This window comes from Collimonas sp. PA-H2 (genome assembly GCF_002564105.1).
Classification (GTDB): Bacteria; Pseudomonadota; Gammaproteobacteria; order Burkholderiales; family Burkholderiaceae_D; genus Collimonas.
The window spans coordinates 4,354,804-4,378,931 of sequence record NZ_PDBX01000001.1; the positions used below are offsets into that span (position 1 = coordinate 4,354,804).

25 protein-coding genes are annotated in these 24,128 nt (G+C 58.7%); 11 read left to right on the forward strand and 14 right to left on the reverse strand.

Annotated features, from left to right (window positions below):
- Both BCF11_RS20065 and pcaH read right to left on the reverse strand, forming a co-directional pair.
- A complete protein-coding gene (locus BCF11_RS20065; RefSeq protein ID WP_098497602.1) occupies positions 1–519 on the reverse strand; it encodes a protocatechuate 3,4-dioxygenase in 519 nt (172 codons plus the stop codon).
- 21 nt (positions 520–540) lie between these two features.
- Positions 541–1,233 carry a protocatechuate 3,4-dioxygenase subunit beta gene (gene pcaH, locus BCF11_RS20070; protein WP_098496307.1) on the reverse strand — a complete coding sequence of 231 codons (693 nt, stop codon included), beginning with the start codon at positions 1,231–1,233 and terminating at the stop codon, positions 541–543.
- Between the two features lie 211 nt (positions 1,234–1,444).
- Here pcaH and BCF11_RS20075 point away from each other — a divergent pair, with 211 nt between their 5' ends.
- A complete protein-coding gene (locus tag BCF11_RS20075) occupies positions 1,445–2,257 on the forward strand; it encodes an IclR family transcriptional regulator C-terminal domain-containing protein (RefSeq protein ID WP_098496308.1) in 813 nt (270 codons plus the stop codon).
- Here the strand turns inward: BCF11_RS20075 and BCF11_RS20080 are convergent.
- Complete coding sequence (locus tag BCF11_RS20080; RefSeq protein WP_233212556.1) at positions 2,249–3,184, reverse strand: helix-turn-helix domain-containing protein; 936 nt, start codon at positions 3,182–3,184, stop codon at positions 2,249–2,251. The two genes, BCF11_RS20075 and BCF11_RS20080, sit on opposite strands and share 9 nt — an antisense overlap.
- 136 nt (positions 3,185–3,320) lie before the next feature.
- Between BCF11_RS20080 and BCF11_RS20085 the strand changes: the two genes are divergently transcribed.
- The 6 genes from BCF11_RS20085 to BCF11_RS20115 all read left to right on the forward strand — a co-directional run bounded on the left by BCF11_RS20085 (position 3,321) and on the right by BCF11_RS20115 (position 9,695).
- The gene (locus BCF11_RS20085) at positions 3,321–4,490 is read left to right on the forward strand and encodes a 4-hydroxybenzoate 3-monooxygenase (RefSeq protein ID WP_098496310.1); all 1,170 of its coding nucleotides are present in this window, start codon (positions 3,321–3,323) and stop codon (positions 4,488–4,490) included.
- Positions 4,491–4,788: 298 nt separating this feature from the next.
- Positions 4,789–6,135 carry an aromatic acid/H+ symport family MFS transporter gene (locus BCF11_RS20095; protein ID WP_098496312.1) on the forward strand — a complete coding sequence of 449 codons (1,347 nt, stop codon included), beginning with the start codon at positions 4,789–4,791 and terminating at the stop codon, positions 6,133–6,135.
- A gap of 429 nt (positions 6,136–6,564) precedes the next feature.
- On the forward strand, positions 6,565–7,611 hold the full coding sequence (locus tag BCF11_RS20100) for a porin (RefSeq protein WP_158229238.1): 1,047 nt from the start codon (positions 6,565–6,567) through the stop codon (positions 7,609–7,611).
- Between the two features lie 119 nt (positions 7,612–7,730).
- Positions 7,731–8,033: a 4a-hydroxytetrahydrobiopterin dehydratase gene (locus tag BCF11_RS20105; RefSeq protein WP_098496314.1), complete on the forward strand. Its 303-nt coding sequence runs from the start codon at positions 7,731–7,733 to the stop codon at positions 8,031–8,033.
- Positions 8,030–8,815, forward strand: coding sequence for an SDR family oxidoreductase (locus BCF11_RS20110; protein ID WP_098496315.1), 786 nt, complete (start codon positions 8,030–8,032; stop codon positions 8,813–8,815). Before BCF11_RS20105 ends, BCF11_RS20110 begins: the two co-directional genes overlap by 4 nt.
- An 82-nt stretch (positions 8,816–8,897) precedes the next feature.
- Positions 8,898–9,695, forward strand: a complete 798-nt coding sequence (locus tag BCF11_RS20115) for a thioredoxin family protein (protein ID WP_233212557.1) — start codon at positions 8,898–8,900, stop codon at positions 9,693–9,695.
- Positions 9,696–9,980: 285 nt separating this feature from the next.
- Here BCF11_RS20115 and BCF11_RS20120 read toward each other — a convergent pair whose 3' ends face one another.
- The 5 genes from BCF11_RS20120 to BCF11_RS20140 form a co-directional block, all read right to left on the reverse strand.
- The gene (locus tag BCF11_RS20120) at positions 9,981–11,339 is read right to left on the reverse strand and encodes an amidase (RefSeq protein WP_098496317.1); all 1,359 of its coding nucleotides are present in this window, start codon (positions 11,337–11,339) and stop codon (positions 9,981–9,983) included.
- A 35-nt stretch (positions 11,340–11,374) separates the two neighbouring features.
- The gene (locus BCF11_RS20125) at positions 11,375–12,061 is read right to left on the reverse strand and encodes a DUF2848 domain-containing protein (RefSeq protein ID WP_098496318.1); all 687 of its coding nucleotides are present in this window, start codon (positions 12,059–12,061) and stop codon (positions 11,375–11,377) included.
- 75 nt (positions 12,062–12,136) lie between these two features.
- Positions 12,137–13,423 (reverse strand): MFS transporter, encoded by a 1,287-nt coding sequence (locus BCF11_RS20130; protein ID WP_098496319.1) that lies wholly within the window; start codon positions 13,421–13,423, stop codon positions 12,137–12,139.
- A 227-nt stretch (positions 13,424–13,650) separates the two neighbouring features.
- Entirely contained in the window at positions 13,651–14,601 is a 951-nt protein-coding gene (locus BCF11_RS20135; RefSeq protein ID WP_098496320.1) for a LysR family transcriptional regulator, read from the reverse strand.
- A 72-nt stretch (positions 14,602–14,673) separates the two neighbouring features.
- Positions 14,674–15,678, reverse strand: a complete 1,005-nt coding sequence (locus BCF11_RS20140) for a flavin reductase (protein WP_098496321.1) — start codon at positions 15,676–15,678, stop codon at positions 14,674–14,676.
- Between the two features lie 191 nt (positions 15,679–15,869).
- Here BCF11_RS20140 and BCF11_RS20145 point away from each other — a divergent pair, with 191 nt between their 5' ends.
- From BCF11_RS20145 to BCF11_RS20160, 4 genes are all read left to right on the forward strand, one after another.
- Entirely contained in the window at positions 15,870–16,667 is a 798-nt protein-coding gene (locus tag BCF11_RS20145; RefSeq protein ID WP_098497603.1) for a TatD family hydrolase, read from the forward strand.
- A 22-nt stretch (positions 16,668–16,689) separates the two neighbouring features.
- Entirely contained in the window at positions 16,690–19,122 is a 2,433-nt protein-coding gene (locus BCF11_RS20150) for a DNA internalization-related competence protein ComEC/Rec2 (protein WP_098496322.1), read from the forward strand.
- A gap of 558 nt (positions 19,123–19,680) precedes the next feature.
- On the forward strand, positions 19,681–20,136 hold the full coding sequence (locus BCF11_RS20155) for a DUF4262 domain-containing protein (RefSeq protein ID WP_098496323.1): 456 nt from the start codon (positions 19,681–19,683) through the stop codon (positions 20,134–20,136).
- A 28-nt stretch (positions 20,137–20,164) separates the two neighbouring features.
- Positions 20,165–20,494, forward strand: a complete 330-nt coding sequence (locus tag BCF11_RS20160; protein ID WP_098496324.1) for a low molecular weight protein tyrosine phosphatase family protein — start codon at positions 20,165–20,167, stop codon at positions 20,492–20,494.
- A 7-nt stretch (positions 20,495–20,501) separates the two neighbouring features.
- On the opposite strand, the gene BCF11_RS20165 is transcribed toward BCF11_RS20160, so the two are convergent.
- The 6 genes from BCF11_RS20165 to BCF11_RS20190 all read right to left on the reverse strand — a co-directional run bounded on the left by BCF11_RS20165 (position 20,502) and on the right by BCF11_RS20190 (position 23,619).
- Positions 20,502–20,867, reverse strand: a complete 366-nt coding sequence (locus BCF11_RS20165) for a hypothetical protein (protein ID WP_098496325.1) — start codon at positions 20,865–20,867, stop codon at positions 20,502–20,504.
- Positions 20,857–21,366: a hypothetical protein gene (locus BCF11_RS20170; RefSeq protein ID WP_098496326.1), complete on the reverse strand. Its 510-nt coding sequence runs from the start codon at positions 21,364–21,366 to the stop codon at positions 20,857–20,859. The genes BCF11_RS20165 and BCF11_RS20170 overlap by 11 nt, the downstream gene beginning before the upstream one ends.
- Before the next feature lie 56 nt (positions 21,367–21,422).
- A complete protein-coding gene (locus BCF11_RS20175; RefSeq protein ID WP_098496327.1) occupies positions 21,423–21,656 on the reverse strand; it encodes a hypothetical protein in 234 nt (77 codons plus the stop codon).
- Positions 21,657–21,658: 2 nt separating this feature from the next.
- Complete coding sequence (locus BCF11_RS20180; RefSeq protein ID WP_098496328.1) at positions 21,659–22,015, reverse strand: hypothetical protein; 357 nt, start codon at positions 22,013–22,015, stop codon at positions 21,659–21,661.
- A 739-nt stretch (positions 22,016–22,754) separates the two neighbouring features.
- Entirely contained in the window at positions 22,755–23,207 is a 453-nt protein-coding gene (locus tag BCF11_RS20185) for a hypothetical protein (protein WP_098496329.1), read from the reverse strand.
- A gap of 94 nt (positions 23,208–23,301) precedes the next feature.
- Complete coding sequence (locus BCF11_RS20190) at positions 23,302–23,619, reverse strand: DUF5076 domain-containing protein (RefSeq protein ID WP_098496330.1); 318 nt, start codon at positions 23,617–23,619, stop codon at positions 23,302–23,304.
- Between the last annotated feature and the right edge of the window lie 509 nt (positions 23,620–24,128).

Below are 24,128 nucleotides of genomic sequence, written 5' to 3' on the forward strand. Positions count from 1 at the left end.
TCAAGCATAATCGAAAAACACGGTTTCCTTCTCGCCTTGCATCCAGATGTCCCAGCGATAGCTGCCGTCCGTCTGCTTTTGCGCGATCAGGGTGGCGCGGCGCGCGGCCGGGACTTGCAGCAGGATCTCGGAGCGCGCCAGGGCGGGATCGTCCTGCAGGAACACGGCGCTGAACTGGTGCCTGGTCAGGCCGCGCGCAAACACGGTAATGAACATCGCCGGCTTGCCGCTGGCGGCGGCATCTGGCAACGACAAGCGAATGCTGAAAGCGCCGTTGTCGCCGCTGGGCACGCGGCGGAAGCCGGGCAGCGCCTGCGCCTGCTCGGCTGCCTGCGCATCCGGCAACCAGGCTTCGATGATGGCGTCGTCGATGGGCGCACCGCCGCCATCGTAGATCACGCCGCTGACTGTGATGCTCGGTGCGCTGCTGCCGAGCGCGGCGCGGGCGTCGCAGGCCCAGCGCCAGGCTTCATGTGGAAACGGGCCGACGGTTTGCGATGTGGTGAGGTTGTTGCTCATGCTGTTCATGTCTGTTGCTCCTTAAAGACCCATGGGCGTGGCGTTGCGGCCGCGCAGGACGATGTCGAATTCATAGCCGAGCATCTGGTCGCCGACGGTTTGTTCCATGCTGAAGCGCGAGACCAGGCGCTGGCGCGCGGCCAGGTCGGGAATGCTCTGGAAGATCGGGTCGAAGTCGAACAAGGGATCGCTCGGAAAATACATCTGAGTCACCAGGCGTTGCGCATAGACATTACCGAACAGCGAGAAGTGGATGTGCGCCGGACGCCATGCCTTGTCGTGATTGCCCCAGGGGTAGGGGCCGGGCTTGATGGTGACGAAGCGGTAGCGGCCGTCGTCATCGGTGAGCATCTTGCCGAGGCCGTAGAAGTTCGGATCGAGCGGCGCATCGTGCTGGTCGCGCTTGTGCCAGTAGCGGCCGGCGGCGTTGCATTGCCAGACTTCCAGCAGCGAGTTGCGCACCGGCTTGCCGTCTTCATCGAACACGCGGCCGCTGACCACGATTTTCTCGCCCAGCGGCTGGCTCTTGCCTTGTGCGGTGAGGTCGGCGTCATGCGGCAGCAGCAGGCCGGCATGGACTGTCAAGTTGGTGTGCGTCGGGGCGGAGGTGTGTATCCGTAACGCCGGCTGGGTCGGGCCGCGCTTGAGGGTGGAACGGTAGGGAGGGTAGATCAGGTCGGGATAGACGCCGTGCGGGATGGTGTCGAAATTCACGAATGCATTCCTTGGTTTGTGTTGGCCGGGGTGCCGAATGGGCTGCACAGTGTGTGCCGTAGTGTGTGCGCTATTCGCGCAACAGCTTGTTTCATCCGTCGATGAAGCTATGATAGGTAATCGAAATAGGGCGATCAAGCGGCTGGCTGTCGGTCATAATCGCAGAGCGCCCTTATCGTGCGATAATCGCCCAAAACGAGGTGCTATCCACATGACCAGTCAAAATCCAGCCAAGATCCCATCCGAACCCGACTCGCCCGAAGCTGAGGGACCCTTGAAGCGCGACCTGATCGCCGGCTTGGAAAAGGGCTTGCAGGTGATCGAAGCGTTCGACCAGGAACGCTCACGGCTGACCATCAGCGAGGTGGCGCAACGCACGGGCCTGACCCGCGCCGCCGCGCGCCGTTACCTGATCACGCTGGCGCACCTGGGCTATATCCGCCATGAGCAGAAACTGTTTTCGCTGACGCCCAAGGTGCTCCGCCTGGGGCAGTCCTATCTGCATTCGGCGCGCCTGCCGCGCATCGTGCAGCCCTTGCTGTACCGCCTGGCTTACTCGCTGGAAGAGGCCGCTTCCGCCGGCGTGCTGGATCATGACGAACTGGTGTGCGTGGCGGCGGTCAGCGCTGGCCGCGTGGTGTCAGCCACCTTGCAGCCGGGCACGCGGGTGCCGGCGTTTTGCACAGCCAACGGCCGCGTGCTGCTGGCCAGCCTGCCGCAGCAGGAAATCGAAGCCTTGCTGGAGCGTTTGCAGCCGGAGCAGATTACCGCCTTCACCATCGTCAACAAGGAAAGGCTGTTGCTGGAAGTCGCGCGCACCCGCGCCCAGGGTTACGCGATTGTCGACCAGGAGCTGGAACTGGGCTTGCGCACGATTGCCGTGCCGCTGCGGAACTTCCGCGGCGATACCGTGGCCGCCATGAATATCAGCGTGCATGCGGCGCGTGTGCCGATCGAGGATATCGTCGAGCGCTGCCTGCCGGCCTTGCTGAAAGCTCAGGTCGAACTGGCTGCGCTACTCTGATTTGTGTTCCATGGCGTCGGCGCTCGCCTGCTGGCGGAACTGCTTCGGCGTCATGCCGGTTTGGCGTTTGAAGGCGCGGCTGAAATAGGCCGGATCCTGGAACCCCAGCTCATAGGCAATGCTGGCCACGCCCGAGGGTACGTAGGTCAGCTTGCGCCGCGCTTCTAGCATCAGGCGCTGCTGGATCATGTCGAAGGCCGATTTGCCGGTGAGCTTGAGGCATAAACGATTCAGGCGGCTCTCGCTGACCCGCAGGCGGTCGGCAAAGCGCTTGACCTGCCACTGCTCCTTGTAGTGCGCTTCAACCGCGGCGCGGAAATGGCTGAACAATTCGAAATCGTGGCGGCCGCTGCGGTCCGCCGAGCGGCGGTCGGAGTGCAGGCGCAGCAACAGCAGCAGCACGCTGCGCGCCAGCCATTCCAGCATCAGGGTATGGCCGGTGCGTGGCCAGGATGATTCCGTCATCAATTGCCGCAGCAGGGCTTCGATGCGCTGGCTGCTGTCTCCTTCAGCGCTCAGGTCCAGCGCCAGCGGCTCCACGAAGATACTGGAAAACATGGCGGCATGCGCGCCGCTGGCGTCGTCAAACAGCAGGTTCTGGTTCACCGTCAGGACAAAGCCCTGCGCCTCTTTTGAAAAATCGAAGCCATGCACCACCGATGGGTGGATGGTGAGCGCTACCGGTCCTGCACATTCCCATATGTCCGTGTCGATTTCGGCGCGGACCTCGCCGCCGAATAAAAACAGGATCTGGAACAGGCCCGGATGGGTATGGCTCTGGATATGCCAGTTATGCAACCGGCTGCGGGTTTCTATCAGTTCGATATGGACGAATTCCGCATTCTCCGCGGCCGTGTTTTCGCCATACAAGGCAAATTGCGGGATCTCTTTTGCTGCGGCATTTTTCACTGCATGGCGAGCGCGCATAATCTGTTCCCGGAAATGATGTCTGTCAAAATAGTACAAGTTATTCTCCGTTTCATCCATTTTTTACCGATCTCGGCGGGACTAGGATTTATAGCCAGCGGGGATTTATACATATTCAAAAAAATGGAGAAGACGAATGCATACCCAAGTAGCGATCATAGGCGCCGGCCCGGCCGGCCTGTTGTTATCCCATCTGTTGCACCTGAACGGCATCGCCTCGGTAATCCTGGAAAGCCGCAGCCGCAATGACATAGAAGCCACTATCCGCGCCGGTGTGCTGGAGCAGGGCACGATGGATATCCTGCTCGAGAGCGGCGTTGGCGCCAGGATGCAGAGCGAAGGCGTGGTGCATCACGGCATCGAACTGGCTTTCGGCGGCCGCCGCCATCGCATCGACCTGAGCGAGCTGACCGGACGGGCTATCACCGTTTATGCGCAGCATGAAGTGATCAAGGACTTGGTCGCGGCCCGTCTTGCGGCTGATGGAAAAATCCTGTTTGAAGTCAGCGATGTCAGCTTGCATGATCTGCAGGGCGAGAGCCCTTCGGTGCATTACACCCATCAGGGCGAGCCGGCCCGGCTGCTGGCCGATTTCGTGATCGGCTGCGACGGCTTCCATGGCATTGCGCGGCCCAGCATGCCGCAGCATCTGCGCCAGGATTTCCAGCGCAGCTATCCCTTCGGCTGGTTCGGCATCCTGGTGGATGCACCGCCCTCATCCGAGGAATTGATCTATGCCCAGCACCAGCGTGGCTTTGCCCTGGTCAGCACGCGTTCGCTGACGGTGCAGCGCCTGTATTTCCAATGCGATCCCAAGGACGACGTGAAGCACTGGTCGGACGATCGCATCTGGTCAGAGCTGAATACACGGCTGGAATGCGCAGATGGCTGGGCGCTGAAGGAAGGTAAAATTTTCCAGAAAAGCATCATCGGCATGCGCAGCTTCGTTTCCACGCCGATGCAGCACGGGCGCTTGTACCTGGCCGGCGACGCTGCCCATATCGTGCCGCCTACCGGCGCCAAGGGCTTGAACCTGGCGGTGTCGGATGTGCGGCTGCTGGCGCGCGGATTCGAGCAGTTCTACAAGAAGGGCAGCCAGGAACTGCTGGCGGGCTATACCGAAACGGCGCTCAAGCGTGTCTGGCGCGCCGAGCACTTCTCTTGGTGGATGACCAGCATGCTGCACACTTTTGCCGACGCCTCGCCATTCCAGCAGCAACTGCAGCGCGCCGAACTGGAATACGTGGTCAGCTCGCGCGCCGCCGCCACGGCGCTGGCAGAGAACTATGTCGGGCTGCCGTTGTAAAACCATGGTGATTTGGGCGCTTATCGCACAATGTGTGCGATAGGCGCTTGCTGCGCAACATCGGCGTCTTGATGCGCATTTGGGCAAGCCCTAGTATTCAGCAAACCGGAAGCACGCAAACAGATGTGCGAAAAAATACCGGCTGCAAAAATATCGCGGCGCCAAAGCGCAATCAACACGGCTTCGGCGGCGTTCATATAAAAATACAGCATTCAGGAGACAACCCAATGCGCAGCAACATGTGTCCGCGGCAGCTAGCTGCCGTCTGCATCTTTCATTCTCTCCCAGGGAGCGCTGCATGAGCGCCCGGGAAACCATCGACGTCCAGAAATTCATCGACGAGCAGCCGTTTTCCCTCTATCAGTGGCTGATCCTGGCGTTGTGCTTCCTGATCATCGCGATCGACGGATTCGATACTGCCATCATCGGCTTCCTGGCGCCGGCCCTGAGCCAGGAATGGGGCGTGGAAAAGGCTGCCCTGGTGCCGGTGCTGAGCGCCGCCCTGGTCGGACTGGCGATAGGCGCGCTGCTGGCCGGGCCGCTGGCTGACCGCATCGGCCGCAAGAAAGTGCTGCTGGTGTCGGTCGTCTTGTTCGGCTTCTGGACCCTGATGTCGGCGTTCGCCGGCTCGGTCCAGGTGCTCACCGTGCTGCGTTTCCTGACCGGCCTCGGACTGGGGGCTGCGATGCCGAATGCGGTCACGCTGATGTCGGAATACGCGCCGCAGCGCCGCCGTTCGATGATTGTCAACACCATGTTTTGCGGCTTCACCCTGGGCTCGGCGCTGGGCGGCTTCGTCGCTGCCTGGATGATTCCGCACTATGGCTGGCACAGCATGTTTATCGTCGGCGGCTGCCTGCCGCTACTGCTGGCGTTGTTGTTGCTGCAGCTGCCGGAATCGCCGCGTTTCATGGTGGTGCGGAGCTGGCCGGACCGCAAGATCGCTGCAGTGTTGAATCGTATTGCACCAGGGACGGTCGGCAGCGACGCCAGCTTTACCGTACCCGAGCTGGTGGCGCTGGCAGGCAAGACCGCGCTGGCGGTGATTTTCTCGGCACGCTACCGCTTTGGCACGCTGATGCTATGGCTGACTTATTTCATGGGCTTGCTGATTTTCTACCTGCTCACCAGCTGGATGCCAACCCTGATCCGGAATGCCGGATTTACCTTGTCGCAGGCCAGCAGCATCACTGCCTTGTTCCCGCTTGGCGGCGTGATCGGCACGCTGGCGGTGGGCTGGCTGATGGACCGCATGAGCGCGCACAAGGCGATTGCGGTGACTTATGTGCTGACCGGGATCTTCGTCTACGCCATCGGCCACGGCACCGGCGATGCGATCACGCTCGGCGTGCTGATGTTCATTGCGGGCCTCTGCATGAACGGCGCGCAATCTTCGATGCCGGCGCTGGCTGCCGGCTTCTATCCAACCCAGGGCCGCGCCACGGGCGTCGCCTGGATGCTGGGCATAGGCCGGCTCGGCGGCATTCTGGGCGCGGCGATCGGCGGCCAGCTGCTGCAGTTCGGCTGGAGCCTGAGCGCCATCTTCAGCCTGCTGGCGCTGCCCGCTTTCGTTGCCGCCGGGGCGCTGCTGTTCAAGCATCTGTATCTGCGCTCGCACGGGCAGCTCAGCATGAGCAGCTATTGAGGATTTCATAAAACAGGACAAGCCAACATCCGGAGAATCGATGTTGTAGGGTGGGCACTTCGTGCCCACGCAGTGCCGCGGGTATTCATGTTCGGATACACGTGTTCCGGGCTCCGCGCCCCGTCGCATCCGCGTGGGCACGGAGTGCCCACCCTACGGGGGATTTGTCGTGATTTAAGAATCTATCAATAAACTAGTGAGCCTGGCCGCACGCGTCAGCACGAGATGCCGGCGATGAGATAAGCCGGCCATTCCACCATTAACAAAGTTTTCCCGCATGGCGCAGCTGTCGCCATGGGCCTGCGTACGTTTGTCGGCAGGCGGGGAGCATTACGCCAGCCGGCTTTTTGCAGTCCGGCCGACGGCGTCGGCAGTTTCATTTTCATCAAACGGCAGTACCTGACTATAAAAGATATCTGGAGACAAAACATGAAAAAAACACTGATCGTACTCTCTGCCTTGGCCGCCTTGGCGGGCGCCGCGCACGCGCAAAGCAGCAACGTCACCATCTACGGCATTGTCGACAGCGGCATTGAATTCGCCAACAACGGCAAAGACAGCGTGAGCCGTGTGCAAAGCGGCAGCCTGGCGCAAAGCCGCATCGGCTTTACCGGAACCGAAGACCTGGGTGGCGGCCTGAAAGCCTTGTTTATGCTGGAAAACGGTTTTAACGTCGACAACGGTTCCTTGGCGCAGAGCGGCCTGCTGTTCGGCCGCCAGGCTTTCGTCGGCCTGGGTTCAGCCGCCGGCACCGTCACGCTGGGGCGGCAGTACGAGCCGCTGCATTCGCTGCATGTCAAGTTTAGCACCCATGCGGTGGGCTTCGGCGATGCCTCGGCGGCTTATGTACCGGCGATTGAAGATGTGCGGCTGGATAATTCGCTCAAATATGTATCGCCAGCTTTCGCCGGCCTCGCCATGACGCTGTTCTACGCCCTCGGCGAAAACACCGCGCTGCCGGCCGCCGGCAAGTCGTACGGCAATTTGCTGAATATCCAGGCCAATTACGACAACGGTCCGCTGGCGGCGGCGCTGAGTTACGTATCCAAGCGCAAAACCGCTGCGGCGCCGGACAACATCACGAAAAACATCGCTGCCGCGGTATCCTACGATTTCTCGCTGCTGAAACCGTATCTGATCCTGGAAACGGTGCGCAATGATCTTAGCAGCGCCGCCATTCCGAATTACGATTTCTGGTCGCTGGCGATGGATGTGCCACTTGGCCAGGGTCGCCTGAATTTCAGCTACGGCAGCCTGAAGAACAAGAGTGCCGCCAACGCGAATTCGCGCAGCTATGGCGTGGTATTCGACTACGACCTGTCCAAGCGCACCACCTTGTACACCGGATATTCCAAAGTCAGCAACGATGCCGGCGCCGGCTTTGGAGTAGGCTCGGCAAACGGCAGCGAAGTTGCCGCGGCAGGTCCGGGTTACGATCCGCGCGCGCTGATTTTCGGTATCCGCCACAAATTCTAGTCCGGCACGTGGTTATTCCGGCGGCAACGAAAAGGCTGCCGGATAGCGCCGAAATGCATCTTTTTTTCATTCCGGCGCTTCCGGTTATAGAATTGGAGTTTTCACGAACGGATACTCCCATGCCTCACTCCACCCACATCGGCGCCGCCGCCGCCCTGCAGACCCTGACCACCTGGACCGCAGCCGAAGGCCGCGATGCGATTCAAAAGACTTTCAAGTTTGCCGATTTCAACGCTGCCTTTGGTTTCATGACCCGGGTCGCCTTGCTGGCCGAGAAAATGGATCATCACCCAGAGTGGTCCAACGTATATAACCGCGTCGAAGTGCTGTTGACCACGCACGATGCCAACGGCGTCACCGACCTCGACCTGCGCCTGGCGCAATTCATGGATAGCAGCGCCGGCGCTGCCGCCAAGCATTGAGCACGCCGGCTACGCAGCAGCCGGTGGCGCTGATCACCGGCGCCGCCAAGCGGGTCGGACGGGGCATCGCCGAGCGCTTCGCCGCTGCCGGCTATGCCGTGGTGGTGCACTACGGCGGCTCGCAGCAGGATGCGCTGCAAACCGTGCAGGCGGTTGCAGCGGGCGGCGGCGTTGCCGTCGCCCATCAGGCCGACCTGCAGTCGCCGCCGCAATTGGCGGCGATGATCGACACCGTCTATGCCGGCTTCGGCCGGCTCGACGTGCTGGTCAACTGCGCGGCGATTTTTTTTCCCGACACGCTGGCGGATTTTACGCTGGATGACCTGGAACGCTCCTGGCAAGTCAACTGCCGCGCGCCGCTGCTGCTGACCCAGGCCTTCCACCGGCAAGCGGCGCAGCGCGGCCAGCAGGGTGTGGTGATCAATGTGGTGGACCAGAAGGTGAAGGCGAATTTTCATCCGGAGGATTTCAGCTATACCGTGGCCAAGGCGGCGCTCGGCAACCTGACCGCGATGCTGGCCATGTCGGCGGCGCCGGTGCTGCGCGTGAATGCGCTGTATCCTGGCCTGATGACGCCCAGCGGCGACCAGACCCAGGCCGATTTCGAGTATTCCTCGGCCCGTTCGACGCCGCTAGGTTATATCGCGCCGACCGTGGAAATCGCCGATGCCATCTTGTTGTTGACCAGGCAATCTTTTAACGGCGCGGAATTCGTTGTCGATGCCGGGCAGAACCTGGTGCGGGTGGACCGGGACGTGATCAATCTGTATCGGGCGCCATAGGGATGGGCCTGAGGCTGGGCGGATTTGTAAGGAAGTGACGCGTGCTACGACCAAGCTTCACATGACCAGCCAGGAGACTCAGGTGCCTATTATTATCAACCTTACTAAAATTTTTGCTCTGGGCGCGCTTGCGTTCGGACTGTCCGCGAGCGTGCACGCCGCCGACTATATGGCGCAGAGTCCGGCCAACCGGGTCGCGCTGGTCGAGCTGTATTCCAGCGAAGGCTGCAGCAGCTGCCCGCCGGCCGACCAGTGGCTGTCCAGGCTCGGCGCCCAGGCCAAGCCGGACCGGGTGGTGCCGCTGGCCCTGCATGTCGACTATTGGGACAACCTGGGCTGGAAGGACCGCTTCGGCGATCATCGTTTCACCGCGCGCCAGCAGGAATTGGCGGGCTATGCCAAAACTACACTGGTGTATACCCCTGAAGTCTTTGCCGGCGGCCGCGAACTGCGGCGCTGGAGTTCCGGCAGCGCGTCTGATGCTGCCATCGATAAGATCACGGCACAGCCGTCGCCGGCGGATATTGCGATCAGACTGTCCGGCACCGCGCCGCGCAGCTTCGACCTGGCGACCAGCGTCAAGCTGCGCCAGGATTCCAAGGATGCCCACGACGCCTATGTCGCGGTCTATGAAAACAAACTGGTCTCGAATGTGGCGGCCGGCGAGAACGGCGGCGTCACCCTGCATCACGACTATGTGGTGCGGCGCTGGCTGGGCCCGTTCGCGCTGAAGAACGGCATGGTGCAGATCCATGAAAAGATTGCGCTCGACAGCATCGCCGCCGACCTGCGCGCCGACCGCTTCGGCATCGTCGCCTTTGTCCAGAATACGAACAGCGGCGAAGTGCTGCAAGTGGCCAGGCTGGCGGTCGATCATTGAGAATTTTATCAAGAGCGACAAAACCGTCACCTGGTTTCGTCGTGTTTAACCCATGCAGCTAACTGGGGTCAGAGTGAACTTTCTACGCGCTTTTTGCAGAAAGTTCACTCTGACCCCACTTAGCGGCACTACGGAGTGCATGCCTCCCAGTTAGAAAAAAACATGTTGTGCGCCGAATCTTTGTCCGAATCCGTCATGCGAGGTCAGAGTCAAGTTTCGCGATAAAGCACCGCGAAAGTTGACTCTGACCCCGGATGACTCCTGCCCCCAGATGACTCTGTTCATTTAATAGTTGCGCAACAAGGCCTCCACCGCCAGGCCGATTTCCAGGATTTTCCTGTCCTGGCCGGCAACACCCGCCAGCATCAACCCTACCGGCGCTTCACCGGCCGCATGGCAAGGCAGCGACAAGGCGCAGCCGTCCAGGAAATTGATCAGCGCCGGATTGCGCAGGATCATGCCGTTGGCGGCGAAATAGGCTTCATCGCTGCCTTCCAGCGCCGCAATCGGAGGCGCGACGATAGGCACGGTCGGCATCAGCATGGCGTCGTAGCCGGCGACGCGTTGTTCGACTGCAGCGATCCATTGCTTGCGCGCCGCGAACAGGTCGAGCAGATCTGCTGCGCTGATTTCCTTGCCGCGCTGGATGCGTGAAATCACGCGCGGATCGTAGCTGGCGGCGCGTTCGGCGATCAGCTTACGGTGCCAGGCATAGGCTTCGGCGGCGGTGAACCCGCCTTTGGCATTGATTACAGTCGCGGCCGCAAATTCGGGAATCTCCACTTCGTCAATCAGGGCGCCGGCTGCTTGCAGTCGGGCACGCGCGCGGGCAAACGCTGCGGCTACCTGCTGATCGACCGCATCCAGCACCAGCGTGGTCGGCACTGCCAGGCGCAAGCCGCGCAGCGCAAAGGGCGTCAGGTTCGACACCGGCTCACCGGCCAGAATCGCATCGAGCACCACGCAGCAGCTGACGCTGGCGGCGATCGGACCAAGCGAATCCAGTTGCGCCGATAGTGGCAGCACACCTTCCAGTGAGACGCGGCGAGCGGTCGGCTTGAAGCCGGTCAGGCCGCACAGCGCCGCCGGGATGCGCACCGAGCCGCCGGTATCGGAACCGATGGCGGCCACCGCCATGCCGTCGCTCACCGAAACCGCTGCGCCGGAGGAGGAACCACCGGGAATCCGTGCATTGGCGCGGTCCCAGGGATTGCGCGGGGTGCCGTAGTGCGGATTGATGCCGAGCCCGGAGTAGGCGAACTCAGTCATGTTGGTGCGGCCGACGATCACCGCGCCCGCCGCCAGCAAGCGCTGCACCGCTACCGCATTGACGCTGGCCGGCGCAGCATCATTCAAGACTACAGAAGCGGCGCGGGTGACGCTGCCGGCGACATCGAACAGATCCTTGACCGAAATCGGCAAGCCCTCTATCGGTGAACGCGGCTGGCCGCTGGCGCGCAACAGGTCGGAGGCTTGCGCCGCTGCCCTTGCCGGGGCGGCATACAATTCGGTGAAAACACGGCGGCCTTCGCCGGCCGGATCCAGCGCGCGCGTCAGCGCTGCTTCGGTGAGCGCGGCCGAACTGGTGCCGTTCTGGCGCAGGGCCTCGGATAAGCTGTGCAGAGTAGGGAGCGTGTCAGTCATACATTCTCGCAAGTAGGATAAAGGCAGTGCCGCATTCAGGCGACTGCCGGCAGCACTTCAACCGTGTATTGATGGCGCAGCGTGCGTTGCCGGCGCGGATCGAACAATTCCATTGTAAATGAATGCGCCGGCCGGATGCCGCCGATCGCCGCCACGGTGCCGCAAGTCATGCCGCTGCCTTCTGCCAGGATGGCTGCGCCGTTGGTGTAGCCGGCGATCAGGTCCTGTGGCGTGCGCAGCGAAGCCAGCGCGCCTTCCTGGTACAGCAGCCGGGCGCCGTTTTCCTCGATATAGGAACGGATCACCAGCTCGTCCCAATAGTCGGCCACTTCGACCAGGCGCCAGGCGTGGCTTGCCACCGGCTTGACGCAAGCCTGTTTCGACAGCGCCACGCTATGTGCTTCCAGCTTGCGGTCGGTATGGTCGGAGGCGATGCTGACATACAGCTCGCCGCCGGCGGCGAAGACAAAAGTTTCCACCTCGCCGGAAGAATCCGGCCCGACCACCTGCACCTGCGACGCTTGCGTCAGCTGGTTGCTGGCGATGCGGTAATACAGCGGCACCGCGCTCGGGCGCGAGATGCCGAGCGCGGCCAGTTCTTCGATATGGTGTTCGATGGCAGCGTGATCGCGCCCGGCCCAGCCGGCGACGATCAGGGTGTGGATGTTGGTATCGAGTTGGCGCGAGCCTTGTTCGGTGTCTACCTGAAAAGAAATATGCATGATGATTCCAGCTTTAAAGAAATGGGACGTGACGGATCCGGCCGGCAAACCGGCCGGTAAAGCAAGGCAGCAGAATTAGCGGACTTTTTTAATGAATAGCAGGACCAGCACCGTCGCCGTGAATTCCAGTCCGGCGACAAAGTACAGGCCCGCAGACAAACTGCCGGTGCTGGTCTTCAGCGAGCCGATCATGTAAGGCGCGGCAAAGCCGGCCAGGTTGCCGATCGAGTTGATCAGCGCAATGCCGCCGGCGGCCGCGGTGCCGGTCAGGAACGCCGCCGGAATCGACCAGAACACAGGGAATGCCGCCAGGATGCCGATCGCCGCCAGCGTCAAGGCGCACAGCGCCAGCACCGCATTGCCGAGGAAGAAACCGGTCAATATCAGGCCGATGCTGGCCACCAGCGTGGCGATGGCGCAATGCAGGCGCCGCTCGCCGCTCTTGTCGGAATGGATGCCGTTCCATACCATGGCGATGGTGCCCGCCAGGAAAGGAATGGCTGAGATCAGACCGATCTGCAGGTTGCCGACCACGCCGATTTCCTTGATGATGGACGGCGACCAGAAGGCAATCGTGGCATTGCCGCTGACCACGCAGAAATACACCGCGGCGCAGATCCAAACCCGCGAATTGAGGCAGGCGTCGCGCAGCGAAGCATGTTTGTTGCCATGGTTTTCCGCCGCCAGCGCCTTGGTCACCGCCTGCTGTTCGGCAGCCAGCAGCCACTTGGCGTTGAACGGCTTTTCCGGCAGGTAGATCAGCACCTGGATGCCGGCGATCACCGAGGGAATCCCTTCCAGCAGGAACAGCCACTGCCAGTTGGCGAAATGGCCGACGCCATCCATGCTGCTCATGATGAAACCGGCAATCGGGCCGCCGACCACGCCGGCGATCGCGAACGAGGTCATGAACAAGCCGTTGACGCGGGCGCGCCGCTCGGCCGGGAACCAGTAAGTCAGGTACAACACCACGCCGGGGAAGAAGCCGGCTTCGAACACGCCCAGGAAAAAACGGATGACATAAAACATGGTGGGCGTTTTCACATACACCATCGCCATCGAAGTCAGGCCCCATAGGATGGTGATGCGCGCCAGGGTCTTGCGGGCGCCGATTTTTTCCAGCAGCAGGTTGCTCGGCACTTCGAACAGGAAATAGCCGACGAAGAAGATGCCGGCGCCCAGGCCGTAGACTGCCTCGCTGAACTGCAGGTCCTGCAGCATCTGCAGCTTGGCGAAGCCGACATTGACGCGGTCTATCCAGGCCAGCACGAACAGGAAAACCAGGAATGGAATCAGGCGCCAGGCGATTTTCCGGTAAGTGTCTTCCAGCAAATCTGGCGCTGCGTTGATGTTGTTGCTCATGTGATGTCACCCGATAAAGGATTCTGCTGCACCGCTGGCGGCGCAGGATGGAGCGGCGTTTCTATGACGGCCGTCACCGGCGGCTGCGAGTGCTGCCGGATGAATCGAGTATGCGTAAGGGGCTGGCAGCTGTCCAACAAGAAATTGTCAGCGGGATTGAATGGAAAATCTTATGAGCAAAACTGGGGCGCCTGCGCACCAATAGCGTCGGTATGGATCTGGCAATCTTATATAGCGGGAAATGGCAGTTCCAGCGGTTCCGATGGCAGCCTGGCGATCTCCGGTCCCCAATTCAGTGCGAATTCAGAGGCGGTTTCCTGTGCAATGCTGGCAATAGTCTCGGTCAAGGCATTCTCCGGATCGTTGCGGAACGAGGCCATCAGCTGCAGCGCCGGGAAATCGGCATCGACCCGCAACTGCTGCAGGCTGCCGTCGTTCAGCTCGCGCTGGATGATGGCCGGCGGCACCACCGCCACGCCGAAGCCGTCGCTGACCAGTCGTATCATGGTGGCGACGGAAGTAATGCAATTGATATGCAGGGAACCGCGCTCGCTGTCGGAAAACAGTTGCTCCAGCACGGTATGCGGCCCGGAATTACGGGCGAAGCTGACCAGCGGGAAGGCCGCCAGGTCGGACAGGCTCAGGGTTTCGTTGCCGATGTCGAGCTTGGCGCTGCCGACCCAGCGCATAGGGAATTCGCATAGCTTGAGATTGCGGATGTTCGGCGCGATCACCGCGTCCGCCTGCAGCACCAGGTCGAGGTCGCCCTTGCTGAACTGCTCGCGCAGGTGGATGGTGGTGTCGCTGGCGATTTCGATTTCCAGCTGCGGAAACAGCTTGTGGATACGGCCGATCAGGTCCGGGAACCAGCTGTGCACGATCGATTCAATCACGCCTATGCGCAGCACGCCGGAATAGTGGTCCTTGGCCGACATCTCGTCCTTCATTTCGCGCATCAGCTTGACGATGCGCTCGGCGTACACCAGCGCCTTGCTGCCGTCGGTGGTCAAGGCCACTTCGCGGGCGCCGCGGTCGAACAGGCGCACGCCGAAATCCTGCTCCAACGTGGCGATGCGGCTGGATACCGCAGCCTGCGTGGTGTGCAGCTTTTCCGCCGTCAGCCGGAAATTCTTGAGCTTGGCCAGCCAGACGAAAGTTTCGAGGAAGCGGATGTTCATCGGCGCTGTCCGGAATCTATGATGGGTTGTACTGAAGTGTAGCGCATTGCGGCCCACGGCAGAAAGACGGGCTTATTCCTCATCCAGCGGCAGCTTGCCATCGTCGGTCAGGCTAATAAAGCGACGCAGCAGGGTGCGCAGGGCGATGGTATCGACCGCGCCCAGGCTGTGCAGCAGCTCCAGTTCAGTTTGCTTGCCGCTGTCGCCGATTTCCTGAGCCAGGGCGCGGCCGATGGCGGTCAGGTAGAACAGGCCGTGTTCGTTGCGTTCGCCTTTATCCACCACGACTTGCAGCAAGCCGCGCGCGGTCATGTCGTCCAGCACATTGATCAGCGGCGTATGGCCGGCATACACGAACAGCCGGTTCAGTTCCGCCAGGCTACGGCCATCGCGCGCCGCCAGCGTGTTCAGCACGAAAAACTCGGCATCGTTCAAGCCCTTGGCGGCGCCGAATTCGCGCAGCTTGCCATACAGATGGAAATACGCGCTGCCGAGCAGGTAGCTCATCGAGTTTTCGTCGAAGCTGCTAGAGGCGGCGGTAGCCTTGATCAAGGCTTCCGCTTCGTCGGCCAGTTCCTTGCGGGTGGCGATGGCGTAGTTGCCGCGCTGGTAGACCAGCGGGGCGATATCGGAATGCTCGAAATTCATTACCTCGCCGACCATGATGATATGGTCGCCGCCGTCGTAGCGGTAGGCGGTCTTGCATTGCATGCGGGTGGTGCAGCCGGCCAGCAAGGGCGCGCCGCCCATGCCGGATTCGACCTTCAGGCCGGCGAATTTGTCGTGGGCGCGCTTGCTGAAATGGGTGGCCAGCTGGTCCTGGTCGTGCGACAGGATATGCACCGCCCAGTGTTCGGCAGCTTCAAACGCCGCCAGGCTGTTGGACGACTTGGCCAGGCTCCACAGCACCAGCGGCGGGTCCAGCGAGACCGAGTTGAAACTGTTGGCGGTGACGCCAACCAGCTTGCCGTCGGCCTGGCAGGCAGTAATGATGGTGACGCCGGTGGTGAAGGTTCCCAGGGCGTTGCGGAATTCACGTTGGTCGAACGGGGTTGACGGCTGGTTTGCGTTGGACATCTAGATTGCTTTCTGACAAATACTTTTTTGCATCATGTTATCAGGCAAACGGGCGGAACGAGAAATGTTTATGTTTAGTCTTATATGAGAGCAAGTTTGCCCATGCTACGATATCAATCTATTAATCTGCCAGGCTGATGTGTCTGATATATATGTCTGATATGCGCCTGATAATTTCCGAGGATCGCCCGATGTGGATAGATACGCACTGCCATCTGGATGCTGCTGAATTCGGCGGCGAGCAGGCGCAGGTCGCCGCAGCTGCCGCAGAGCAGCAGGTCAAGTGGATCGTGATCCCCGCAGTGGAGCGAGCCAATTTCGCGACGGTGGCGGCGCTGGCTGCGCAACTGCCTAACTGCAGCTATGCGCTCGGCATTCATCCTCTGTATGTGGAACACGCCGATGACAGCGATCTGCTGGCCTTGCGCGCGGCCATCGGCGCCGCCATGGCGGACCCGCGCTTTGTCGCCATCGGCGAAATCGGCCTGGATTTCTTTGTACCCGGCATGGACCACGGCCCTTTGCGCGAAAAGCAAGAGCATTTCTATGTCGAGCAGCTCAAGCTGGCGCGTGAGTTCGGCCTGCCGGTGCTGCTGCATGTGCGGCGCTCGCAAGACATCCTGCTCAAGCATTTGCGCCGGATCAAGGTGACGGGCGGCATCGCGCATGCCTTCAATGGCAGTTTCCAGCAAGCTCAAGCCTTCATCGGCCTGGGTTTCCGGCTCGGCTTCGGCGGCGCCATGACGTTTACCCGCGCCCTGCAGATCCGCCGCCTGGCGGCAGAGCTGCCGCTAGACGCCCTGGTGCTGGAAACCGATGCACCCGACATGTCTCCGGCATGGCTGCATCCTGCCACCAACCAGCCCCAGCAAATTCCGCGCATCGGCGCCGTGCTGGCCGAACTGCGCGGCATGCCGCTGGCCGACCTGGCGCAAGCCACCGCCGCCAACGCCCGCGCCGCATTGCCGCGCCTGGCTGCCTTAGCCTGAACCAGGCACGGGCGCGCTCCGGATGCGTAGCGCGATCGTCGGCTTCCTGCTTGGTATTGTCTTTTTGCAAATGCAGGCGATCTTGCCGGCAATCTGGTTGCTGGCTTGCCTGGCGCTGGCGGCGATATCACTGGTTTGCGCAACTTATAAAATCCCTTATTGGCAGCTCAAATTTTCCGTCCGCCTGCTGGCGGGTTTTGCCTGCGGTTTCGTCTGGGCGGCCTTGTTTGCGCATTACTATCTGCGGCATGAGCTGGCGCCGGAATGGGAAGGGCGCGATGTCACGGTGATTGGCACGATAGCCAGCCTGCCATCGTATTTTGAAACAGGCGCGCGTTTCAACTTTGTCGTCGAAAAGGTCGTGCAGCAGAACGGTGAATCGCCGGTCATCCCGAAGCGCCTGGCGCTGGCCTGGTACCGCAACGGCGATCAGGAGCAAACGCCGCAGCCGCTGCTTACCGCGGGAGCGCGCTGGCAACTGACCGTGCGCCTGAAACGGCCGCATGGCAGCGCCAATCCGCATGCCTTCGACTATGAGGCCTGGCTGTTGGAGCGCAATCTGCGCGCTACCGGCTACGTCCGCGGCGACCAGGGAGCGAGTTCGGGGAACCGGCAATTGCAGCCGTTTGTATTCAGCCCCGGCAATCTGGTCCAACTTATGCGCGGCCGTTTGCGCGAACGCATCCTGGATGCCTTGCCCGAGCATCGCTACGCCGGCGTGCTGGTGGCGCTGGCGATAGGCGACCAGCGCGCCATCGACCAGTCCGACTGGGAAATCTTCAACCGCACCGGCATCAGCCATCTGGTCGCGATCTCAGGCTTGCACATCACCATGATTGCCGGCATGTTCGCCGCCGTCATGGCCGCGTTGTGGCGGCGCTCTTTCTTTACCAACGCCGCCTTGCCGTTGCTGCTGCCGACGCAAAAAGTCGCCGCCCTGAGCGGCGCGCTGACCGCGCTCGCCTATGTGCTGCTGGCCGGCTTCGGCATACCGGCGCAACGCACCCTGTACATGCTGCTGGTAGTGGCGCTGGCCTTGTGGAGTGGCCGCATCGCCAGCGTTTCGCATGTGCTGTGCATCGCGCTCCTCGTGGTATTGCTGGTCGATCCCTGGGCGGTGCTGTGGCCCGGCTTCTGGCTGTCGTTCTGCGCCGTCGGCGTGATCCTGTACACCAGCGTCGGTCGCCGGCCGGCCGCGCGCGATGATGGCAATGCGCGCATTTCGAAATGGTGGCAAGGCTTGCGAGCGGCCGGCGCCACGCAATATGCGGTCACCATCGGCCTGCTGCCGCTCACTGTTCTATTGTTCGGCCGCGTCTCGCTGATCGCGCCGCTGGCCAATGCCTTGGCGATTCCGTTGGTCGGCCTGGTGGTGACGCCGCTGACGCTGATCGCCAGTGCGCTGCCGACGCCGCTGTCGGCCTGGCTGTGGCATGCCGCGCACCTGCTGCTGGAGCAATTGGCGCTGCTGCTGGGCTGGCTCAGCGCCTTGCCGTTTGCGGTATGGCAGGCGCCGGCGCCGCAAGCGTGGACAGCTGGGCTGGCCTTGCTGGCCACCGTGTGGCTGCTGGCGCCGCGCGGCTGGCCGCTGCGCTGGCTGGCGCTGACCGGCTGGCTACCCTTGCTGCTGGATCAGGGTAGTCGCCCGCCAGCCGGCGAAATGTGGGTGACCGCCCTCGACGTCGGCCAGGGCATGGCGGTGCTGGTGGAAACAGCCGACCAGCGCCTGCTGTACGACAGCGGCCCTTACCACTCTCCCGAATCCGACGCCGGCAACCGCGTCATCGTGCCCTACCTGAAAGCGCGCGGCATTACCGCGCTGGACGCGCTGGTAATATCGCATGTCCACAACGACCATGCCGGCGGCGCCCTGTCGGTCATGGATGCCGTCAAGGTCGGCACCGTATATTCATCGCTGCCGCCGCAGCATCCGATTGTCCAGGCCGCAGCCGATCACCAAAACTGTCACGCAGGGCAGGCATGGCAATGGGGCGAGATGAAGTTCGAAATGCTGTATCCGGATATTGAGCAATATCAGGCATCGGCCGCGCAACAAAAAAGCAAGCCGCACATGGTCAGTTGCACGCTCAAGGTCAGCCATGGCCCGCATGCCATTTTGCTGCCCGGAGATATCGAAGCCGCGCAGGAACAGCAACTGGTTGCCCGCTATGGCGAGGATTTGAAATCTACCGTGCTGTTGGCGCCCCATCATGGCAGCGGGACTTCATCGACGGCGGCGTTTCTGGCGCAGGTTGATCCTCAGATTGTGTTGTTCCAGGTCGGCTATCGCAATCGGTTTCATCATCCCAAGCAGCAGGTGGTGGCGCGCTATCAGGAGCGGGGGACGGAGGGATTTCGGAATGACGAGGGAGGGGCGATATTGTTGAAGTTTGGAGATGGTGTGGCGGTGGATACCTACAGGAACCAGCGTCGCCGGTATTGGTATGGACGATAGATATTTTTGGATTTGACCAAGAAGATTTCAATATTTAATTGATTGTTTATATATAATTCTTTACGGCAAGTGACGTCGTAGTACGGTCTGAATCCGTAAAAAACGAGTTATTTTCGCAGAAGAATTACGATGCTTTCCGAAAACGATGCGTATGCCATTTGCTATGCGCGGATAAATAAATCAGACCTGTATTGGCACCAGACAAGCCTGAGATAGTCATTATTAAGACCGAAGAAATAGATCACAGTTGGATTTTTTTGTTATCAATCCAGGCTGTATATTGAAACGGAGGAGATCAGTCATGTGCTAGTTGGGAATGGGTCTTGCGTGGTATTGAAGACTGACGGCCGTTTCACGTTTGCTGCGACATTTCCCCCAATTTATAAAAGAGTGATTGAGGCGGAGCGGTGTCTCTTGTCAGGTGGTAATTTCGGTGGGCGTTTTTCGGTCGCGGCGAGTTCGTAAAGAGTAATCGTGAAAATCCAAGACTATTTCTGAGTGAAAATCAGCTGATCGTCAAGGGACAATAGATGGAAATTATTTGAGGAAGGCAAGGGAATGGACGAAGGTGAGCGCAAGGCATTGGCCGACATTGAGACGTATGGGTGTCATGTTATTAATGTATTTGAGGAGAATGAAATGCCGCCATTTACCTACTCCGTCGGCATTGGAAAATCTTGTGGTGCTCCGGAAATTATCGTCATTGGTCTCAAGAGGGAACTCGCTCATTCCATTGTGAACGATTACAGCCGCAGAGTGAAATCCGGTGAACGTTTTGTAGACGGCCAAATGACCAGTGGCTTTCTGGTGGGATTTGATTGTCTATTTAGAGAAGTCGAGCAGAAAAATTATCACGAGTACATGGGATGGGATATTTGGCTTTACGGTGGATTAAGCTTCAAGGTGCTGCAGCTCATCTACCCGAGTACAAGTGGTATTTGGCCGTGGGATACTGAGGCGAGCGCGTGGCTTCGTGTAAGGCAGCCTCTTCTTTGCGCGTCAGCAGTGCAATGAACATTGCCATTAATATGGACTACATTTCATGAAGCGAGCACTATTTATTTGCAGTCAGAATCGCCTAAGGAGCCCGACCGCGGAACAAGTTTTTTCTACCTGGCCAGGCGTTGAAAGCGATTCGGCCGGCTTGGGCGGCGACGCGACTGTCCCCTTGTCGACGGAGCAAATTGAATGGGCGACGATCATTTTCGTGATGGAGAAAGCCCATCGCAGCAAGTTATCGGCCAAATTCAAGGCCTATCTCGGCGGCAAGCGGATTATTTGCCTGGATATCCCGGATGACTATGAGTACATGCAGCCGGAGCTCATAAAACTGCTTACCGCAAGGGCAGGCCGGCTTTTAATGCCGAGTTAAATTCACCTTATGCCCATTCAGTGATCCACGCAAAGCTGATTTCAGGCTTAAGCTGCAACGAGAAAAATCCGATACCTGGCTGCTGAAATTTGAGGAACAGGATTTCTCTTCGTGAATTGCAGTCAAGGCTCCAATCTGCCACGCCTTTCAAATTGAAGTCGGCTCGAAGGATTTCATCTTGCCACCATCTGAACGTGATTTGACCGTCACCTGGTGCAATGAGCGTGACTATTCGATCGCCGTTACGGATTGATATGAATTTTGCGCCATAGTACCAACCCACTTCTGGATCTAGCACCTCAGGCTCTGCTTCAAAAAATGCGATGTAGTTGTGAAGTTCGAGACGGTCTGACATGGGGAGATTAACGTTCATAGAACCATTGCATAAACTCGCCAGCAATTTCTGGCGATAGCTCTTGCAGAGCTTCGGCGACAATATATTGCCCCTTTGACGCCGCGATGGCTGAGAGAGCACAAGACAAAAATGCACTGTCCCATTCGCGACCTGCAGCGGCAGCAACGATAGCTGGCAATCGTGATAGGGATTCGAGATAAGATGCAGCCAGGTCTTCTGGTACTGTCATCCCATGTTTCGCACGACAGATTTCGACCCACGCAGGAAACTGAAAGTATGTGGAGTCAGCCTTCAGCGGCGCAGAAGCCAGAGCGTGAACTACGTGCGGAACTGCAGCAAAAGAAGCTGAATAAACGTCGCCTTGATGAGCAAGCGAGCTCCACAATGAAAACCAGGGCTCTGCATCGCCCCTCGAACCTGGAACGCTGGCCAGCTGCCTGAGCAAATCTGGAATGTCTGTCGCCGCGCCGTAGGCATGTTGAAGTTCAGACCAGCGGCTACTGTCAAGACTGAGCAATATCTTCTCCTAAACTGTACTCAAAGCACAAATCGCACATGTTTTCTGGCATCGGTTCATTGCCACCAATCCCAGTTTTTCAGCGAATGCCAAAATTCATCGCCGTGCTTCACCGCTAGAATTCCGCATGCAAACACGGAAAATGCGATCACGGCGGCAATAACTCCAAATGACGATAATGCGAGTTTTACGATGAACAGGGTTCCTAAGAAAACGCCCAGGAAGGCGCCACATCCAAAACGCGATACTTTTTCCGACTCGCTTAAACCGTTATCTTCATTTTTATCCATGTTCAATATGCCTTGAGTCGTAATCCCCGCAGTACTTCAAATACGGCGTCCGGGTTAATCTGAACGTGGTAATTGAAATGGATGTGAATTATGGCATTTCGGATGTCTATACTTTCCTCGGTCCCCTGGAGTAAATTTTGGGGACAATCCCATTCCTGTGCGATGACCGCGAGCGGAACGCCAGAAACCGCCGACCATGTGGCTCTGCCGCCGGATATGTTTGCTAAATAGTTGGATCGGGAAATGGCCGCCAGCGCATCAAGAAGTGATGTGCCATCGGTAAACTCGAATGCGCGACGATGAGGCGCGGCTACGTCGTCTCCAGCGGTGACGCTATCTCTGGTGACTATTATTTTCATTTTTGAATTTGCCTAAGGAGATGTGTGCGACTTTGTCGATTATTATATTTATATGACACACGGATTTTTTCTAACGCCTGACGTGACTTATCTTATCTGACTTTGATGGGGGCAATCTTCTTGCTGCCCGTAGATTTGAAGAAACTGCCGCCAACGAAACACCAAGGCTGTTCTTCAATATACGCACGTGCGGTTTCAAGAGGTATGCCGTTGGAAAATTCGGTAGCGAGCGGAACTCTCCACCAGCGCCCAGATTGGGTGTATTGAGGTTCTTCTATCAAATAAACGAGCGACGCAGTAGCACATTTCCTGCACTTGGAAACGGAGACGTCGGCGCCATGCCTGTCTGTTCCAAGTTCGATTCTCTGAAATTGACTGTAATGAAACGGAGGGCGCGCACAACTACAAATAAGCATCCGCGCGCGTAACTTCCTCAAGCCGTATAGGGACGTACACACACCTGCGATAGTAAGCATTGATGCTCCCAGTTGATGCCAGGAGAGTGATTCGGCATTGACGAAAAAATATGCACCGATTAAAACCATGATGGGGCCGAGTACCCACGAGGGCAGTCTTTCCCACGGCAAAAAAGCCAGTCCCATTCGATCCCTCCATCTCAAGCGGATATGAATTAAAAATATATTATGCGAACCATTGTCTGGAAAATGCGGGTGCTCTGAAAAGCTTGGAGAGGCACAGGTTCACAATCTGAACATACTATTGGCTAGCCGAGCCACAGTTATGACCGGATGGCGAGCGGTCTTATATCGGGATAAATTCTACGCAGACTGTTCAGCGCGTCCGGCGGTAATCCGATAAAAATCGTTGCGCTGCCATCCCAGCATGCAATTTCGAATAACGCTCCTGGCAGTTGAGGCGTAATTTCCATGCCCTTCCAGTAATCTGGATTTCCGTCGGCATAAGGTGCCTTATTTACAGTTGAGCGAAATCCTTTTGGCACTGCGCTAAACACTCCCCAAATGAATTGAACTTCATTGTGAGCCAAGAATTTTTCCAACTCTTCACCACTGATCCAATGGTCTTCGGATTGAAACGCGGCGCCACGATAGTTGGTCTCGATATCACTGACATACCAATCGAAAGTCGCTGCAGATATTCCTAAATCCGAAAACATTGACGACATGCAGGTGTAGTAGCGGATCCCGGCAGTTTTTTCGAGGATGACGTTCATGAAAGATCCTATCTTCGTATTCAACTTTCAAGACTGAAAGCAAGAAACTAGCGGAAAATCTTCCTCTCGCATAAAGCTACTCAGCAGCCTTGTTCTAGTGCTCATCTACATAACTACCCTGCAAATTTGGCGCGCGTTCCTTGATCGCCGCATTAAAATGCTTTCGCAGGCTTGACATCGTCTGAGTCTCATCCCATCCATGACTCTGTTTTAGGCCATTTGCAATATGCTGTGCGATGTCGCTGAGTATATTGCCCCAAGCCCAGAGTTCATCGATGTCGCTGTCCTCAGCATCTTCATACATTCCGAGCAATAGCGAGATATTGCATGATCCATTGCCTAGCCAGACTCTGGCCATTTCGGTTGCGTTTTCATCGCCATCGTTTTCGCATGGAATAGTGAGTTCTCTCATCGTGCGACTGCCTAATTAAAGTTAGCGTCAATTATTGACAGGGGGCGGGGCGATATGCCGTTCAGGTGTGTTTCAGTAATCGCCAGGCGTTTGACTAACGGTTATTTTTCCCGGTACGAGTTCGGCACTGCATTACCTGTGGTTGCCGCGTATGCTTTTCCATATTTGCGACTAGCCATAAGGAATGGAATGATCGCTGGAATCAATTTCTCGTGGAAAATATATTGCTGCATATTGTCATAACGAAATTGACAATGCAACATCGCATTATGAATTGCCGTCAGAGGCGGCTTTGAGGCGAAAGGGACGTCCATTAGAAAGATCTCAAGGACTAAAGGAGGGGCGGGATTATCATCTCGATCTGTATCTTTGAAGAGAACATTACACGCGCGGGATTTACAGCGAAAAGTATCAACTTATTTCAGGACGGGGCAACGTTACATAAAAAAAGCTCGCGGATTGCGAGCTTTTTTGTGAGCTAATTATTAGCCATGGGTTATGTGCTGGCC

Bases quoted from the DNA above. Each gene is read 5' to 3' on its own strand.
- BCF11_RS20065 (WP_098497602.1), bottom strand. From the start codon at position 519: ATGAGCAACAACCTCACCACATCGCAAACCGTCGGCCCGTTTCCACAT.
- BCF11_RS20075 (WP_098496308.1), top strand. From the start codon at position 1,445: ATGACCAGTCAAAATCCAGCCAAGATCCCATCCGAACCCGACTCGCCC.
- BCF11_RS20080 (WP_233212556.1), bottom strand. From the start codon at position 3,184: ATGCGCGCTCGCCATGCAGTGAAAAATGCCGCAGCAAAAGAGATCCCG.
- BCF11_RS20085 (WP_098496310.1), top strand. From the start codon at position 3,321: ATGCATACCCAAGTAGCGATCATAGGCGCCGGCCCGGCCGGCCTGTTG.
- BCF11_RS20095 (WP_098496312.1), top strand. From the start codon at position 4,789: ATGAGCGCCCGGGAAACCATCGACGTCCAGAAATTCATCGACGAGCAG.
- BCF11_RS20100 (WP_158229238.1), top strand. From the start codon at position 6,565: ATGAAAAAAACACTGATCGTACTCTCTGCCTTGGCCGCCTTGGCGGGC.
- BCF11_RS20105 (WP_098496314.1), top strand. From the start codon at position 7,731: ATGCCTCACTCCACCCACATCGGCGCCGCCGCCGCCCTGCAGACCCTG.
- BCF11_RS20120 (WP_098496317.1), bottom strand. From the start codon at position 11,339: ATGACTGACACGCTCCCTACTCTGCACAGCTTATCCGAGGCCCTGCGC.
- BCF11_RS20125 (WP_098496318.1), bottom strand. From the start codon at position 12,061: ATGCATATTTCTTTTCAGGTAGACACCGAACAAGGCTCGCGCCAACTC.
- BCF11_RS20130 (WP_098496319.1), bottom strand. From the start codon at position 13,423: ATGAGCAACAACATCAACGCAGCGCCAGATTTGCTGGAAGACACTTAC.
- BCF11_RS20135 (WP_098496320.1), bottom strand. From the start codon at position 14,601: ATGAACATCCGCTTCCTCGAAACTTTCGTCTGGCTGGCCAAGCTCAAG.
- BCF11_RS20140 (WP_098496321.1), bottom strand. From the start codon at position 15,678: ATGTCCAACGCAAACCAGCCGTCAACCCCGTTCGACCAACGTGAATTC.
- BCF11_RS20145 (WP_098497603.1), top strand. From the start codon at position 15,870: ATGTGGATAGATACGCACTGCCATCTGGATGCTGCTGAATTCGGCGGC.
- BCF11_RS20150 (WP_098496322.1), top strand. From the start codon at position 16,690: ATGCGTAGCGCGATCGTCGGCTTCCTGCTTGGTATTGTCTTTTTGCAA.
- BCF11_RS20155 (WP_098496323.1), top strand. From the start codon at position 19,681: ATGGACGAAGGTGAGCGCAAGGCATTGGCCGACATTGAGACGTATGGG.
- BCF11_RS20160 (WP_098496324.1), top strand. From the start codon at position 20,165: ATGAAGCGAGCACTATTTATTTGCAGTCAGAATCGCCTAAGGAGCCCG.
- BCF11_RS20165 (WP_098496325.1), bottom strand. From the start codon at position 20,867: ATGAACGTTAATCTCCCCATGTCAGACCGTCTCGAACTTCACAACTAC.
- BCF11_RS20175 (WP_098496327.1), bottom strand. From the start codon at position 21,656: ATGGATAAAAATGAAGATAACGGTTTAAGCGAGTCGGAAAAAGTATCG.
- BCF11_RS20180 (WP_098496328.1), bottom strand. From the start codon at position 22,015: ATGAAAATAATAGTCACCAGAGATAGCGTCACCGCTGGAGACGACGTA.
- BCF11_RS20185 (WP_098496329.1), bottom strand. From the start codon at position 23,207: ATGAACGTCATCCTCGAAAAAACTGCCGGGATCCGCTACTACACCTGC.
- BCF11_RS20190 (WP_098496330.1), bottom strand. From the start codon at position 23,619: ATGAGAGAACTCACTATTCCATGCGAAAACGATGGCGATGAAAACGCA.